General features: G+C 70.4%; 13 protein-coding genes. 7 read left to right on the plus strand and 6 right to left on the minus strand.

Annotation, left to right across the window (positions count from 1 at the left end):
• Positions 1-95: 95 nt before the first annotated feature.
• Entirely contained in the window at positions 96-1,262 is a 1,167-nt protein-coding gene (gene ampC / locus A9977_RS06115; protein WP_183023984.1) for a class C beta-lactamase, read from the plus strand.
• A 19-nt stretch (positions 1,263-1,281) separates the two neighbouring features.
• Here the strand turns inward: ampC and A9977_RS06120 are convergent, their stop codons facing one another.
• The 3 genes from A9977_RS06120 to A9977_RS06130 are packed head-to-tail and all read right to left on the minus strand — an operon-like array spanning position 1,282 to position 4,179.
• A complete protein-coding gene (locus tag A9977_RS06120) occupies positions 1,282-2,268 on the minus strand; it encodes a PDR/VanB family oxidoreductase (protein ID WP_183023985.1) in 987 nt (328 codons plus the stop codon).
• 31 nt (positions 2,269-2,299) lie between these two features.
• Positions 2,300-3,076 carry a GntR family transcriptional regulator gene (locus tag A9977_RS06125; protein ID WP_183023986.1) on the minus strand — a complete coding sequence of 259 codons (777 nt, stop codon included), beginning with the start codon at positions 3,074-3,076 and terminating at the stop codon, positions 2,300-2,302.
• A complete protein-coding gene (locus A9977_RS06130) occupies positions 3,073-4,179 on the minus strand; it encodes an aromatic ring-hydroxylating dioxygenase subunit alpha (protein WP_183023987.1) in 1,107 nt (368 codons plus the stop codon). The genes A9977_RS06125 and A9977_RS06130 overlap by 4 nt, the downstream gene beginning before the upstream one ends.
• Before the next feature lie 144 nt (positions 4,180-4,323).
• On the opposite strand from A9977_RS06130, the gene A9977_RS06135 reads away from it, so the two are divergent.
• Positions 4,324-5,445, plus strand: a complete 1,122-nt coding sequence (locus A9977_RS06135; protein WP_183023988.1) for a 5-methyltetrahydropteroyltriglutamate--homocysteine S-methyltransferase — start codon at positions 4,324-4,326, stop codon at positions 5,443-5,445.
• 28 nt (positions 5,446-5,473) lie between these two features.
• Here A9977_RS06135 and A9977_RS06140 read toward each other — a convergent pair whose 3' ends face one another.
• On the minus strand, positions 5,474-6,367 hold the full coding sequence (locus A9977_RS06140) for a LysR family transcriptional regulator (protein WP_183023989.1): 894 nt from the start codon (positions 6,365-6,367) through the stop codon (positions 5,474-5,476).
• A gap of 100 nt (positions 6,368-6,467) precedes the next feature.
• On the opposite strand from A9977_RS06140, the gene A9977_RS06145 reads away from it, so the two are divergent.
• The 3 genes from A9977_RS06145 (at position 6,468) to A9977_RS06155 (ending at position 10,034) form a co-directional block, all read left to right on the plus strand.
• Positions 6,468-7,385: a dihydrodipicolinate synthase family protein gene (locus A9977_RS06145; RefSeq protein WP_183023990.1), complete on the plus strand. Its 918-nt coding sequence runs from the start codon at positions 6,468-6,470 to the stop codon at positions 7,383-7,385.
• A 52-nt stretch (positions 7,386-7,437) separates the two neighbouring features.
• Positions 7,438-8,397 carry a tripartite tricarboxylate transporter substrate binding protein gene (locus tag A9977_RS06150; RefSeq protein WP_183023991.1) on the plus strand — a complete coding sequence of 320 codons (960 nt, stop codon included), beginning with the start codon at positions 7,438-7,440 and terminating at the stop codon, positions 8,395-8,397.
• A 254-nt stretch (positions 8,398-8,651) separates the two neighbouring features.
• Positions 8,652-10,034: a phospholipase D-like domain-containing protein gene (locus tag A9977_RS06155; protein ID WP_183023992.1), complete on the plus strand. Its 1,383-nt coding sequence runs from the start codon at positions 8,652-8,654 to the stop codon at positions 10,032-10,034.
• A gap of 3 nt (positions 10,035-10,037) precedes the next feature.
• Here the strand turns inward: A9977_RS06155 and A9977_RS06160 are convergent, their stop codons facing one another.
• Entirely contained in the window at positions 10,038-11,213 is a 1,176-nt protein-coding gene (locus A9977_RS06160; RefSeq protein WP_259651834.1) for an ROK family protein, read from the minus strand.
• Between the two features lie 153 nt (positions 11,214-11,366).
• Here A9977_RS06160 and A9977_RS06165 point away from each other — a divergent pair, with 153 nt between their 5' ends.
• A complete protein-coding gene (locus A9977_RS06165; protein WP_183024140.1) occupies positions 11,367-12,860 on the plus strand; it encodes a glycine betaine ABC transporter substrate-binding protein in 1,494 nt (497 codons plus the stop codon).
• 3 nt (positions 12,861-12,863) lie between these two features.
• On the opposite strand, the gene A9977_RS06170 is transcribed toward A9977_RS06165, so the two are convergent.
• Positions 12,864-13,865, minus strand: a complete 1,002-nt coding sequence (locus A9977_RS06170) for a tripartite tricarboxylate transporter substrate binding protein (protein ID WP_310936096.1) — start codon at positions 13,863-13,865, stop codon at positions 12,864-12,866.
• Positions 13,866-14,068: 203 nt separating this feature from the next.
• On the opposite strand from A9977_RS06170, the gene A9977_RS06175 reads away from it, so the two are divergent.
• Complete coding sequence (locus A9977_RS06175; RefSeq protein ID WP_183023994.1) at positions 14,069-15,157, plus strand: isocitrate/isopropylmalate dehydrogenase family protein; 1,089 nt, start codon at positions 14,069-14,071, stop codon at positions 15,155-15,157.
• The last annotated feature ends 2 nt before the right edge of the window (positions 15,158-15,159 follow it).

The following is a 15,159-nucleotide window of genomic DNA, read 5'->3' on the forward strand; positions in this document are numbered from 1 at the left end:
GGCATTGTGCGCGAACACCATGCAACATGTGCGGTGATCGCGCAACAGGCAGGGGCGGCTAGCATTTCCGTCCCTGTCACACACGAAAGAACCTCATGCCTGCACGCGCTCGGCTCCGCGCCGGATTCACCCCTGTGATCGGCGCCCTCTTGTTCGCGAGTGCCGCGCTCGCCAAGGCGCCGCCACCCACCCCACCCATCGACGAGGTGGTGCGCGAAGCCGCCCACACCTTGATGCAGCAGAACGGCATACCCGGCCTGGCGATCGCGGTCACCGTCGACGGCCGGCAGCATTTCTTCAACTACGGTGTCGCTTCGAAGAAGACGCAGCGCCCGGTCACGCGCGACACCCTGTTCGAGATCGGCTCGATCAGCAAGACCTTCACCGCCACGCTGGCCAGCTACGCCCAGGCCACCGGCCGGCTCGCACTCACCGATCCGCCGGCCAGATACCTGCCGCCGCTCGAAGGCAGCGCCTTCGGCGATGGGACCACGCTGATGCACCTGGGCACCCACACCGCCGGCGGCTTCCCGCTGCAGGTGCCCGATGCGGTGCAGACCACCGGGCAGCTGTTCGGCTACCTCCGCACCTGGCAGCCGCAATACCCGGCCGGCACACGCCGGACCTACGCCAACCCCAGCATCGGCATGCTGGGCCTGATCGCGGCAAAGAGCCTGGACATGCCCTTCGAGGAGGCGATGGCACGGCACGTCTTCCGCCCGCTCGGCCTGAAGCACACCACCCTCGACGTGCCCGCCGCGCAGATGGCCTCGTACGCGCAGGGCTACACCAGGACCGACGCGCCGATCCGCCTGCGCGGCGGCATGCTGGGCGCCGAGGCCTACGGCGTGCGCACCAGCGCACGCGACCTGATCCGCTTCGTCGAGGCCAACCTGCGCGGACCCGGCACGACGCCGCTGCAGCGCGCCATCGACGCCACCCACACGGGCTACTTCCGCACGGGCGTGATGACGCAGGACCTGGTCTGGGAGCAGTACCCCTACCCGGTCGCGCTGCCGGTGCTGCTCGAAGGCAACGGCGACAAGATGGCCTACGAGACCCAGGACGCCACGCCCATCGACCCGCCGCAGCCGCCGCAACAGGCCGTGTGGATCAACAAGACCGGCTCGACCAACGGCTTCGCGGCCTATGTGGCCTTCGTGCCCGCGAAGAAGATCGGCATCGTGCTGCTGGCCAACAAGAACGTGCCGATCGCGCCGCGCGTGCGCCTGGCCTACGAGATCCTCGAGAAGCTGGAGTGATCGCCTCGGCATCGCGGCCTCAGGCGTCCGGGCGGTAGGCGGAGTCGAGCGTGAGCGTGCCCACGGCGCGCGAGACGCAGGCGCAGATGCGCGTGTTCGCCGCTTTCTCGTGGGCGCCGAGGAACACGTCGCGGTGGTCGAGCTCGCCGTCCACGGCCAGCACGTCCATCGCGCACAGGCCGCATTCACCGCGCTTGCAGTCCGAGAGCGTCTGCACGCCGGCCGCCTCGAGTGCGTCGAGCAGCGTGCTGTCGGCCGGGACGGTGATCGTCAGGCCGTGGCGCGGAATGCGCACCTCGAAGGCCTGCGTGGGCAGCCGGCCGCTGCTGCCGAAGGTCTCGAAGCGCAGGTGCTCGAGGGGCCGGCCGGCCGCCTGCCAGGCGCGCTTGATCGCTTCCAGCATCGGCACCGGGCCGCAGGTGTAGAGCTGGCCGCCGGGCGGGAGCGCGGCGATGGCGGCGTCGAAATCGATGGCGGCCGCGCCTTCGTGGGCCGACACGCGATCGCCCAGTGCCGCCCGCAGCTGCGAGAGGTAGCCGAGCTCGCCCGCATGGCGCGCGCCGTAGAGCATCCGCACCGGCACGCCGTTGCGTTGCGCATGGGCGCCGAGGCGCTGCGCCATTCCCACCAGCGGCGTGATGCCGATGCCGCCGGCCACCAGCAGGTAGCCGGGCGCGCCGAGGTCGAGCGCGAAGTGGTTCTGCGGCGCGCTGACCTGCAGGCGATCGCCCACGCCCAGCCGCCACATCGCCAGCGAACCGCCACGGCCGTCGTCGAGCCGCTTCACCGCGATGCGCCAGCACCGGCCGTCGCCCTCGCCGACCAGCGAGTAGCAACGGGTCTGCAGCGTGCCCTGCGCGGTCATCACCTGCACCTGCAGGTGGGCGCCGGGTTCATGGGCACTGGCGAAACCGCCGTCGGGACGCAGTTCGAATTCGCGCACGGTGGGCGTGACGTCGCGCAGCGCCACGACCTGCGCCTGCAGCCATTGGAGATCGCTTTTCATCGGGAGGGCACCCCAGGAGACCGACGACCGCTCAGCCGCGGCGGCGGATCAGCTGCACGCCGGGCAAGGGGCGCTGCGCGGCGGTGAGCGTGCCATGCAGCGCCTCGCGCAGGTTGCGCCGCGCGATGCGGCTGTGCTCGCGCATCAGCGCCTCGGCACGCGAGCCCTCGCCGGACTCGATGGCGTCGAGCACCTGCACGTGCTGGTCCTGCGCGATCACGAGCATGTCGCGCGCGGCCGGCGAATTCGCCTGCACGATGACGAAGCCCGAGGGCGAGGCGAAAGGCAGCTTGACCACGCGCTCCAGCTGCTGCGCGATGACCGGGCTGCCGGCCATCTCGCACAGCAGCGCATGGAAGCGCTCGTTGTGCGTCACGTAGCGCGAGAAGGCGGCGTCGTCGAGCGCGGGCTCGCGCAACAGCTCGTCGATGCGGCTCAGGCAGGCGCGCGCCTCGCGCAGCACCACCGGCGCCGCGCCGCGCTCGGCCGCGAGCCGCGCGACCAGGCCTTCGAGCGTGCCGCGCAGTTCGATGGCATCGGCCACGTCGCGTTCGGAGAAAGTGCGCACCGCATAGCCGCCGTTGGGCAGGGCTTCCAGCAGGCCTTCCTGTTCGAGCCGCATCAGCGCGCTGCGCACCGGCGTGCGCGACACGCCGAGCTGCTCGGCGATGGCCACCTCGGCGATGCGCGCACCGCCGGGCAGCTCGCCCGCGAGGATCATTTCGCGCAGCCGCAGCTGCGCCTTCACGGCCTGCGAGCTGCCGCTGTCGCCGGGCTCGGCGGCGGTGGACACGGTGGCGACCTTCATGCGACCTGCCCCTCGGCGGCGTGGATCGGGATCGCGGCGCGCGCCGGCCGCTCCCGCTCGACCATGCGCTCGATGAGCCTGCGCGCCCACATCGAACCGGCGTCGATGTTGAGGTTGTAGAAGCGGTGGTCGGGGTGGTCGTCCATGGCCTTCTGCTGCGCCTCGAGCACCAGTTCGTCCTCGCGGAAGATGCCCGAGACGCCTTCGCGCAATTCGTGCGTGAGGCGCTGTTCGCCGATGCAGTAGTTGCGCGAGAAGGCCCAGAAATACAGGCAGGTCTTGTCGGTCTCGGGCGTGATGGTGTTGAGCACGTAGCCGTTCACGCCCTTGCTGCGGTCGCCCGGGTGCTCGCCCTTCGGCACCGCCCCGCTGCCGGCCTCGGCCACGCCGACGTCGATGTTCACCGTGCACGGGCCTTCGAAACGGATGATCTGCCAGCGGTCGACCTTGCCGGTGTAGCCGCGCGCGTGGCGGATCTGGCTGCCCCAGAAGGGCGGCGGATCGATGTCCTCCATCCAGCGCGTGACGGTGGCCGAGCGGTCGCCGTGCGTGGCGACGAAGGGCGCCTCGGCCACTTCGCGGTTGCCGATGGACGAGCCGTGCACGAAGGTCTCGTGCGTGAGGTCCATGAGGTTGTCGACCACCAGGCGGTAGTCGCAGTTCACGCGGATCATCTTGCCGTCGCCGGCCCAGGCCGGGTCGTCGTTCCAGTGCATGTCGGGCACCATCGCCGGGTCGGCCTTGGCCGGATCGCCGGGCCAGATCCAGACGAAGCGGTGCTTCTCCACCGCCGGAAAGCTGCGCACGCAGGCCGAGGGATTGAGCGTCTCCTGGCTCGGCATGTGGGTGCAGCGGCCCTGGCTGTTGTAGACCAGGCCGTGGTAGCCGCAGACCAGCTCGTCACCCTCGAGGCGACCCAGCGACAGCGGCATCAGCCGGTGCCAGCAGGCGTCTTCCAGCGCGGCCACCTGGCCGTCGGTGCGGCGGAACAGCACCACTTTCTGGTTGCAGACGGTGCGCGGCAGCAGCGCGTGGCGCACTTCCACGTCATAGGCGGCGGCGTACCAGGCGTTCAGCGGAAAGGCACTCGTGGGCGTTTTCATGAATACTCAATGTATACAGAAACACCGAAAAATCCAGCGTTTCCGCCAATTTCAAGGGTAAGTACTGATCATCCTGTACACATCGACTTCCGCTTCGGAGGCGATACGATGCTGCGCTCGATCCCCATCCGACGGAGACCTCCCATGTCACAGCACGCCGCCCTCCCCGCCCGCTACGACCATGTCGGCAGCTTCCTGCGCCCCCAATACCTGCTCGAGGCGAGAGAGCAGAAGGCCAAGGGCGCGATCACGCCCGAGCAGCTGCGCACGGTCGAAGACCGGGCCATCAGCGAGATCGTGCAGTTCCAGCAGGACGTGGGCCTCAAGAGCATCACCGACGGCGAGTTCCGCCGCACCTACTTCCACATCGACTTCCTCGACCAGCTGGGCGGCGTGAAGACGGACATTCCGGTCACCATCCGCAAGCCCGACGGCACCGAGGAACTGGCACCGCCCGCGATGCGCGTGATCGACAAGGTCCGGCACGTGAAGAACATCCAGCTGGCCGACTTCGAGTACCTCCAGAGCCAGGTGGCGGCCGGCCGCACGCCCAAGGTGACCATCCCCTCGCCCACCATGCTGCACTTCCGCGGCGGACGCGCGGGCATCAGCAAGGTGGCGTATCCCGAGCTCGACCCGGTGTTCTACGACGACGTGGCCCAGGCCTATGGCGACGAGCTGCGCTCGCTGGCCGCGGCCGGCTGCACCTATGTGCAGATGGACGACACCAACCTCGCCTACCTCTGCGACGAACGCATGCGCGAGGCGGCCCGCCAGCGCGGCGACGACCCCAACGAGCTGCCGCACCGCTACGCCGCCTTCATCAACAAGGTGGTGGCGCAGAAGCCGCCGGGCATGCTGCTGGCCATGCACCTGTGCCGCGGCAACTTCAAGAGCACGCATGCCGCGGCCGGCAACTACGAGCCGGTGGCCGAGGCGCTCTTGAAGGAGATGGACCTCGATGCCTACTTCATGGAGTACGACGACGCACGCTCGGGCGACTTCAAGCCGCTGCGCTACCTGCCCAAGGGCAAGACCGTGGTGCTGGGCCTGGTGACCACCAAGTTCGGCGAGATGGAAGACAAGGACGAACTCAAGCGCCGCATCGACGACGCCGCGAAGTACGTGCCGCTCGAGCAGCTCGCGCTGTCGCCGCAATGCGGCTTCTCGAGCACGGTGCACGGCAACAACATCGCGGTCGAGGCGCAGCGCAACAAGCTGCGGCTGGTGATCGAGACGGCGCGCGAGGTGTGGGGTACCGACTAGGGCCTGTTCACACCACAGGCCCTGGCCTTCAGACAGCGGCAAAGGCCCGCTGCAGCGCCTCTCGCACCGTGTGGGCCACGCCCTCGCGGCTGCCCTTGCGCCAGACCAGGTGCAACTCCGATTCGAGTGCCGCGTGGGGCTGCAGCGCGCGGAAGGCCACGTGGGCATAGCCCAGGCGTTGCGCCGATGCGGGCACCAGCGCCACGCCCATGCCCGCATCGACCAGCGACAGGATCGAGTGCGTGTGACTCAGCGTCTGCACCGTCTCGGGCGCCACGCCTTCGGCGCGCAGGCGCCCGGCGATGAGCTCGTAGAGATAGCGCGTCTCCGACGGGCAGAACTCGATGAAGGGCTGGCCCTGCAGGGCCGACAGCGGCATCGCCGGCCCCTCGGCCAGCGCATGGCCGCGCGGCGCGGCCAGCACCAGCGGCTCGCGCATCAGCGTGCTCGCGTCGGCGAAGCTGCGCGGCACGAAGGGCCGCACGATGCCGAGCTCGATGCGGTCGCCGGCCAGCGCGTCGAGCTGGTCGGTGGTCTGCATCTCGCGCAGCATCACCTGCACGTCGGGCAATGCGGTGCGCAGCGCGAGCAGCACCGTCGGCAGGACCGAGAAGCTGGCCGCCGCGATGAAGCCCAGCGTCACGCTGCCGGCGTCGGCCCGCATCGCGCGGCGCGCGGCCAGCGCCGCGGCCTGGCTGCGGCGCAGGATGTCCTCGGCCTCGCGCAGGAACACGCTGCCGGCCGGCGTGAGCCGCACCGTGCCGCCCGCGCGCTCGAGCAGGCGCGCGCCCACCTCGTGCTCGAGCAGCTGGATTTGCCGCGTGAGCGGCGGCTGGGTCATGTTCAGCAGGACGGCGGCGCGACCGAAATGGAGTTCGGTCGCGACGGCCACGAAGCAGCGGAGTTGGGAGAGCTGGAACACGATTCAGTTTTTGAATGGCGGCATCGCCTGATTGGATTGGACGCGATCGTCGCCGGTTTCTAGAGTCGCCACTCGGCTTTCATGATTCTGGAGACAAGCGATGAGTTTCTTTCACGGCGCGGACCTGCGCCAAGCGTTGAACGGCATTTCGGGCATTCTGGTCACCCCCTTCGACGCGAACGACGCGATCGCGCCCGCACCGCTGCAACCCGTGGTCGACCGCGCCATCGCGGCCGGCGTGCAGGTGCTGGTGGCCAACGGCAACACCAGCGAGTTCTACGGCCTGCAGGCACACGAGGCCGAACAGGCGGTGCGCATCTCGGCCGACTGCGTGCGCGGCCGCGTGCCGCTCCTGGCCGGCATCGGCCGCAGCGTGCACGAAGCCTGCGCGCTGGCCCGGGTCTCGCGCGCGGCCGGCGCCGATGCGCTGATGGTGCACCAGCCACCGGACCCCTTCGTCTCGCCGCGCGGCGTGCTGGCCTATGTGCAGCGCATCGCCGAGGCCGGCGAGGGACTGCCGCTGGTGCTCTACCTGCGCAACGAGAACATCGGGCTCGACGCGATCGAGGCCCTGTGCCGCGTGCCCGAGGTGGTTGGCGTCAAGTGGGCATCGCCCACGCCGCTGGTGCTGGCGCAGGCGATGCGCCGCACCGCCGACCGTGAACTGGCCTGGGTCGGCGGCCTGGCCGAGGTCTGGGCGCCGCCCTTCTATGCGGTCGGCGCGCGCGGTTTCACCTCGGGGCTGATCAACGTGATGCCCGAGCGCTCGGTGGCGATCTACAACGCACTGGAAGACGCCAACCACGCGCGTGCCATGCAGCTGATCGACGAGATGCTGCCCTTCGAGGAACTGCGCGCGCAGGAGAACAACGGCACCAACGTGACCGTGGTCAAGACCGCGCTGCAGATGATGGGCAACGACTGCGGCGCCACCCGCGCGCCCTCGGCCTGGCCGCTCACCGATGCACAGCAACAGGCGCTGCATGCGCTGCTGCAGGGCTGGCAGCTCACCCGCTGAGCCCGCCTCCCTCTCTTTCTCTCGCGCACCCCATAACGATCAAGGACAAACCATGAAACTGCGTCGCTCCCTGCTGCTCTTCGCCGCCCTGCTGCCCCTGGGCAGCGCGGCCCTGGCCCAGGCCTATCCCGCCCGGCCGATCACCATCGTGCTCGGCTCCACCGCCGGCAGCGCCACCGACGGCCTGGCGCGCGCCATCGCGGCCGAGGTCACCAAGTCCAGCGGCCAGCCGGTGATCGTCGACAACCGGGCCGGCGCCTTCGGCGGCATCGCGGCGCAGTACACGGCCAACGCGCAGCCCGACGGCTACACGCTGTTCATGACCACCAACACCACGCAGTCGGCCAACCCGCACCTGCTGAAGAAGCTCAGCTACGACCCGATCAAGGACTTCGCGCCGGTGGCATTGCTGGCGCGCGGCTACCTGGCGCTGGTGGTCAACCCCAAGGTCAAGGCGAACAACGTGGCCGAGCTGGTGGCGCTGGCCAAGAGCGCGCCGGGCAAGCTCAACTACGGCTCGGGCAGTTCGTCGGCACAGGTGGCGACCGAACTGTTCCAGCAATCGACCGGCACCAAGTTCACCTACGTGCCGTACAAGGCCAACCCGCCGGCCGTGCTCGACCTGGTGGGCGGGCAGATCGACCTGATGATCGTCGACCTCACGACCAGCCTGCCCCAGGTCAAGGCCGGCAAGCTGCGCGCGCTGGGCATCAGCAGTGCGAAGCCCTCGCCGCTGGTGCCCGAGGTGCCGACCATCGCCACCTCGCTGCCCGGCTACGAGTTCGGCTATTGGAACGCGCTCTATGCGCCCGCCAAGACGCCCGCGCCGGTGGTGCAGCGGCTCAGCGAACTCATGCGCGACGCGCTGGCCACGCCCTCGGTGCGCCAGGCGATCGAGAAGACCGGGCAGGAAGTCGCGTTCGCGCCGCCCGAGGAGCTGGCGAAGTTCCAGCTGGCGGAGCTGGAGCGCTGGGGCCGGATCATCAAGGCCGCGGGCATCGAACCCGAATAAAGGTCCTCCCCCGAAGGCTCGCGCACTGCGTGTCGCTTCGCCCTCCCCCTCAAGGGGGCGACACCAGCGGTCCGGCGAAGCCGGTTCCGCGGTAGCACTTGGCTCTCCCCCGAAGTCTCGCGCACTGCGTGTCGCTTCGCCCTCCCCCTCAAGGGGGCGACACCAGCGGCCCGGCAAAGCCGGTTCCGCGGTGTCCCTGGTACTTCGCTGGATAGCGCGGGGCGTTTCGCGCGGGCCGGTTAATCTCTGCGGACATGCCGCACCTGCTCCAGCCCTGGCTGCCCTCGCCCTCCCAGCATTTCCTGGTCGTGACCTTCGCGCTGCTCGTCTATGTGCTGACGACGCGGGCGCGGCGCGAGCAGCGGGCGCCGACCACGGCCATCGCCTGGGTCATGGGGCTGCTGCTGATCCCGTACGTCACGCTGCCGATCTACCTGCTGTTCGGCCAGCGCAAGCTGCGGCCGGTGGGCGCGCCGCGGCCGCCGCGCACGCTGCCAGCGGGCCACTGGGCGGCCGAGCTCATCGAGAGCTTCGGCCTGCCGGCCCCCGGGCGCTGCGCGCCGCGCTTCCATGCCGACGGCGCCGCGGCGCGCGATGCGCTGTGGCAGGTGATCGACGGCGCGCGCACGCGGCTCGACGTCTGCACCTTCATCATCGGCGACGACGCGCTGGGCCACGAGGCCGTGACCCGGCTCACGCGGCGAGCCCGCGACGGCGTGCAGGTGCGCGTGCTGCTCGACGGCTTCGGCGCGCTCACGCTGCCGACCCACCACTTCGATGCGCTGCGCTCGGCCGGCGGCACGGTGGCGGTGTTCCGGCCGCTGTTCAGCCTGCGGCGCAACGGCCCGCGCAACCTGCGCAACCACCGCAAGCTGGTGATCGCCGACGACCGCTGGCTCTGGTCGGGTGGACGCAACCTCGCGGGCGAATACTTCACCGGCAACGACGAGCATCCGGTGCCCTGGCGCGACCTGTCCTTCGACCTGCACGGCAGCGTGGCCGAGGCCGCGGCGGTGCAGTTCGAGCACGACTGGTCCTCGGTGCGCGACACCACGCCGCGCGACATCCCGCCCAGCGCCACCGACACCCAGCGCGAGGACGGCACGCTGGCGCAGTTCCTGCCCAGCGGCCCGGACCAGACCGAAGACACGGCGCACGCGCTGCTGATCGACGCCTGCTTCCGCGCCGAGCACCGCATCCTGGCCATCACGCCCTACTTCGTGCCCGACGACGGCCTGCGCAACGCGCTGCGCCTGGCCGCGCGGCGCGGCGTGCAGGTGACCATCGCGGTGCCCGAATGCTCGAACCACCGGCTGGCCGACTTCGTGCGCGCGCGGGCGATGCGCGACCTGGCCGGCGCCGGCGTGACCTTCCGCATGCTGCCCTTCATGGCGCATGCCAAGGCGGTGGTGGTCGACGAGCAGCTGGCGCTGTGCGGTTCGATCAACCTCGACCTGCGCAGCCTGCTGCTCAACCACGAGGCGGCGGTGGTGTTCTACGGCCGCGCGCCCATCGACTGGCTGGCCCACTGGATCGAGACCACGGCCTCGGCCGGCGCGCCCTACCGCGCGCGGCGGCCCGGGCTGATGCGCGACTTGGCCGAAGGCCTGCTGCTCACCATCGCCTTCCAGCTCTGAGCTTCAGCGCTTGCGGGCCTTGGCGGCCTTGGCCTTCTTCTGCGCGTCCTCGATCGGCTTGAGCGGCTTCGGCGCCTTGCCGTTCTTGCCGGGCGCTTCCGCCGGCGGCACCTGCACCTCGGGCTTGTTGGTGTAGCTCGCGTTGCCCAGCCCGGTGCCGATGGTGAGGATGGCCCAGTGCCTGACGTCGCGCATGAAGGGCAGCTCGCTCAGGCCCTGCACCACCGCATCGTTGTGCAGCCGTGCGGTGGTGGGTGCGCCGCCGATGGTGGGCAGGCGCTTGCACAGTTCGCTGGGCAGATGGAAGGTGTCGCTCTCCCAGTCGCCCGGCAGGTTCTGGGTGCCGGCCGCGATCGAGCCGTCGGTGCGGATGCGGCCCGGGCAGGCGATGCCGACGAAGGGCGCGAGCCGCACGCCCTTGGCCGCGCAGTGGTCGATCAGTTCCTGCAGCATCTGCGCCAGCCGCTCGACCAGCCCGCTGCGGCTGGGCTTGTCGTCGGCATGGCGCCACTTCATGCGCCGCACCACCTTGGCCAGCGACAGGTCGGGCGCCTTGCGCAGCCGCGTCTTCACGATGCCGCAGCGAAGGTTGGTGCCGCCGATGTCGACCGCGAGGATCGCGTCGTAGGCCGCCAGCATGTCGGGCGGCACCAGGTGCACCCAGCCGATCAGGCCGCCGTCGTCGACCTCGTGCGACAGCCGCGCAAGCGGCACGCGCACCTTCATCTCCTGCAGGATCGCCGCAGCCTGCAGGATCGCGCGCTCGCCCACGTCGCTCTCGGGAAAGCCGCCGCCGATCACAATGCGCTCGACCTTCTGCCATGACGGCTCACGCAGGAAGCGGCGCGTGACGTGCGCCAGTTCCTCGGCGAACTCCTCGATCGCGCCGTGCAGCACGTCGGAGGCTTCGGAACCGTTGCGCGTGAGCATGCGGTCGAGCGCCTTCTTGCTCAGGTCGCGCGACGGCTGCGGCCCCATCGGGTCCTCGCCGCCGTTCTTGCGCCGGCGCTTGCGCCACTGCTCGAGCAGGGCGCGGAAGGCGGTCTGGCTGGCCTGGTCGCCGGCAAAGCCGTCCTGGCTGTCTCGCACCTGCAGGCTGTAGCCGTCGACCAGCACCGAGGGGAGCTCGCGCGCGCCATGTTCGGCGGCAAGGTGGGACGGCACGGTCGATGGGGCCATGGGTGCTTTCGAAGGAAATGGGATGCATCGAATGTGGCCGCGATGGCCCCGCACACGCATCGGCGCGGCGCACGAACGGCTGTAGGAGCGCGGCCTGACCGATACACTGGGCCGATGCGCCTGCCCACGCTCCGCCATGTCTGGTGCCTCTTCATGGTCTGCCTGGGGATCGCCCTGAGCCTGCCTGCCTTGGCCCAGACCGAGCGCGACAGCCTGCGCATCGGCTCCAAGCGCTTCACCGAGTCCTACATCCTGGCCGAGCTGCTGGCCCAGAGCGCGGCGCCGCACACGGCCGCGCCGCCCGTGGTGCGCCAGGGGCTGGGCAACACCTCGATCGTCTACGAAGCGCTGCGCTCGGGCGCGATCGACCTGTACGCCGAGTACACCGGCACCATCGCGCTCGAGATCCTGCAGGGCGCGGCCTCGATGACGCGCGAGGAGATGAACGCCCGGCTCGCGCCGCTGGGCCTGGGGGTGGCCATTCCGCTGGGCTTCAACGACGGCTACGCGCTGGCCATGCGCGCGGCCGATGCCGACCGGCTGCAGCTGCGCACCCTGAGCGACCTCGCGCGCCACCCCGAACTCAAGCTGGGCCTGTCGAACGAGTTCATCGGCCGCGCCGACGGCTGGCGGGGGCTGGCCGCGCGCTACGGCTTTGCGCAGAAGCCCACGGGCCTCGACCACGGCCTGGCCTACGACGCCATCGCCGCCAAGCAGGTCGACGTGATCGACATCTACACCACCGACGCCAAGATCGAGCACCTGGGCCTGCGCGTGCTGAGCGACGACCGCAGCTACTTCCCGCACTACGACGCGATCGTGCTGCACCGGCTCGACCTGCCGGCGCGGCTGCCGCAGGCCTGGGCCGCGGTGCAGAAGCTCGAGGGCCGCGTCGACGAGCGCGCCATGATCGCGATGAACGCGCGCGCCGAGCTGCAGGGCGCGGCCTTCGACACCATCGCGCGAGACTTCCTGGCCGGCGGCAGTGCCCCCTCGGCCCAGCGCGGCTTCGTGGCCAAGCTGTTCGGCGACGACCTGGGCCGGCTCGCGCGCCAGCACCTGCTGCTGGTCGCGGTGTCGGTGGGCCTGGCGATCCTGATCGCCGTGCCGATCGCGATCCTCGTGGCGCCGCATGCCCGCACCCGCGCCATGGTGCTGGGCGCCGCGGGCCTGCTGCAGACCGTGCCTTCGCTCGCGCTGCTGGCGGTGCTGATCTCGCTGCTCGGGATCATCGGCACCGGGCCGGCGCTGATCGCGCTCACGCTCTATTCGCTGCTGCCGATCATGCGCAACACCGTCACCGGCCTGGGCGAGGTGCGCAGCGGCCTGCGCGACGCGGGCACCGCGCTGGGCATGACGCCCGCGCAGAACCTGCGTCTGGTGGTGCTGCCGCTGGCCATGCCCACGCTGATCGCGGGCGTGCGCACCGCCACCGCGATCGCCATCGGCACCGCCACCATCGCGGCCTTCATCGGCGCGGGCGGCTTCGGCGAGCGCATCGTGACCGGGCTGGCGCTCAACGACCGGCAGCTGCTGCTGGCCGGGGCCCTGCCCGCGGCCGCGCTGGCGCTCGCGAGCGAGCTGGTGTTCGAGGCCATCGAGCGGCTGCTGGTGCGGCGCGCACCGACCCCGCCCGCGGCCGCCTAGCGGCTACTTGGCGGCCGCGGGCGAAGAACCGACGAAGGCGCCCGATTGGGCCAGGGCCGCCACGCGCTCGCCTTCCTGCGCGATCACGCGGCGGAACGGCGCCGGGCCGCTCTCGGCCTCGCCCGGCCCCTGCGCCGCCAACAGCGCGAGCCGGCTCTTGAAGTCGGCGCTCGACACCACGGCCGTGAGCGCGCTCGTGAGCCTGGCCATGGCTTCGCCCGGCGTGCCCTTGGGCGCGAGCAGGCCGTTCCAGATGCTCAGGTCGAAGGCCGGCAGGCCGGCTTCGGCGAAGGTGGGGATCTCCGGATGCTGGGCGAGCCGCGCGCCGCCCGTGACCGCGATGGCCTTGACCCGGCCGTCCTTGTGCAGCGGCAGCATGGTCACGGTCTGGTCGATCACCGCGTCGATGGTGCCGGCCATCAGGTCGCTCAGCGCCGGGCCCGAGCCGCGGTACTGGATCATCTCGGCCTTCACCCCGGCCTGCTGCAGGAACAGCGCCTCGGCCAGGTGCGCGGTGGTGCCCGGGCCGCCCGAGCCGAAGTTGATCTTGCCCGGCGCCTTCTTCATCTTGTCGACCAGCGCGGGCAGCTGCGTCACGCCGGTCGCATTGCTCACCGACAGCACCATCGGCACCTTGGCGATGATGCCGATCGGCTCCAGGTCGTTCGCCGGGCTGTAGGCCGACTTGGGGTAGAGATGCGGCAGGATCAGCAGCGACTGGTTGATGAACAGCAGCACGCTGCCGTCGGCCGGCGAGCGCAGGAACTTCTGCATGCCGACCAGGCCGCCCGCGCCGGTGACGTTCTCCACCACCACCGAGCGCTCGAGCCGCGCCCCGAGCGCCGTCGCCGTGAGGCGCGCCAGCGCATCCGAGCTGCCGCCCGGGGGCACGGTGACGATCATCGTGATCGGGCGGTCGGCCGCGGCCTGCGCTTGCGCCTGCGACGTGGCGGCGACGCCGAGGCCGAGCGCGATGAGGGTGGTGAGGACGGATCTTCTGAACACTTGCTGTCTCCTTCGGTTCTGATGTCTTGTGGCAATGTGCGGGCGTTGCCGCCAACACATCACATCAATTTATCATACAAGTCCAGGCGAGAAGCTTCGACTTCGGGCGATGGCACCGGGAATTACCCTCAGCAATCATCCAAAGTCGTCTGATATATTCATCATACAACTCACCGGATTTCCACTCTCTCTTTCAAGCCACCATGCAAACTTACGACATCGCGACCATCGAAGGCGACGGCATCGGACCCGAGGTCTGCCAGTCGGCCGTGTCGGTGCTCACCGAAGCCTGCGGCACCCAGCGCCTGCGCTTCACCCAGCTCGGCGGCGGCGCGGCGCACTACGTCAAGACCGGCGCGGTGCTGCCCGACGACACCTACGCCGCCTGCAAGGCTTCGCACGCGATCCTGCACGGCGCCGCGGGCCTGCCCGGCGTCACCTACGCCGACGGCACCGAGGTCGGCAACGACCTGCACCTGCAGCTGCGCTTCCGGCTCGACCTGTTCGCCAACGTGCGGCCGATCCGGCTCTACAGCGGCGTGCAGTCGCCGCTGCGCGACTGGCAGCCGGGCCAGATCGACTACGTGATCGTGCGCGAGAACACCGAGGGCCTCTATGCGAGCCGCGGCGGCGGCATCAACCTGCGCGGCGAGGTCGCGACCGACACGCTGGTGGTCACGCGCAAGGGCGTGGAGCGGGTGGCGCGCTTCTGCTTCGAGCTGTCGCGCCGCCGCCAGGGCGCGCCGCGCGACGGCCAGCGCCGCGTGACGGTCTGCGACAAGGCCAACATCCTGCGCACCTACGCCTTCTTCCGCGCGGTCTGCGACGAGGTGGCGCGCGAGTACGACGACGTGCAGATCGACTACGCCTATGCCGACGCCATCACCGTGCACATGCTCAAGAAGCCCGACTTCTACGACGTGATCGTGGCCGAGAACATGTTCGGCGACATCATCTCGGACCTGGGCGCGGGCACCGTGGGCGGCCTGGGCATCGCGGCCTCGGCCGAACTCGGCGAGACCCACGGCCTGTTCCAGGGCGCGCACGGCTCGGCCCCCGACATCGCGGGCCAGAACGCCGCCAGCCCGCTCGCGACCATCCTCTCGGGCGCGCTGATGCTGCGCTGGCTGGGCGAGCAGCACGGGGACGAGGCGCTGAGGCGCGATGCCGACCGCGTGGAGCAGGCGGTGGAAGCGGTGCTGGCCGCGGGCCAGACTGTGCCGCGCGACCTGGGCGGCAACGCCAGCTGCACCGAGATCACCGCGGCGGTGTGCCGGCAGCTAGCGCGCTGAGC

This window comes from Variovorax sp. UMC13, from assembly GCF_014170375.1.
Classification (GTDB): domain Bacteria; phylum Pseudomonadota; class Gammaproteobacteria; order Burkholderiales; family Burkholderiaceae_C; genus Variovorax.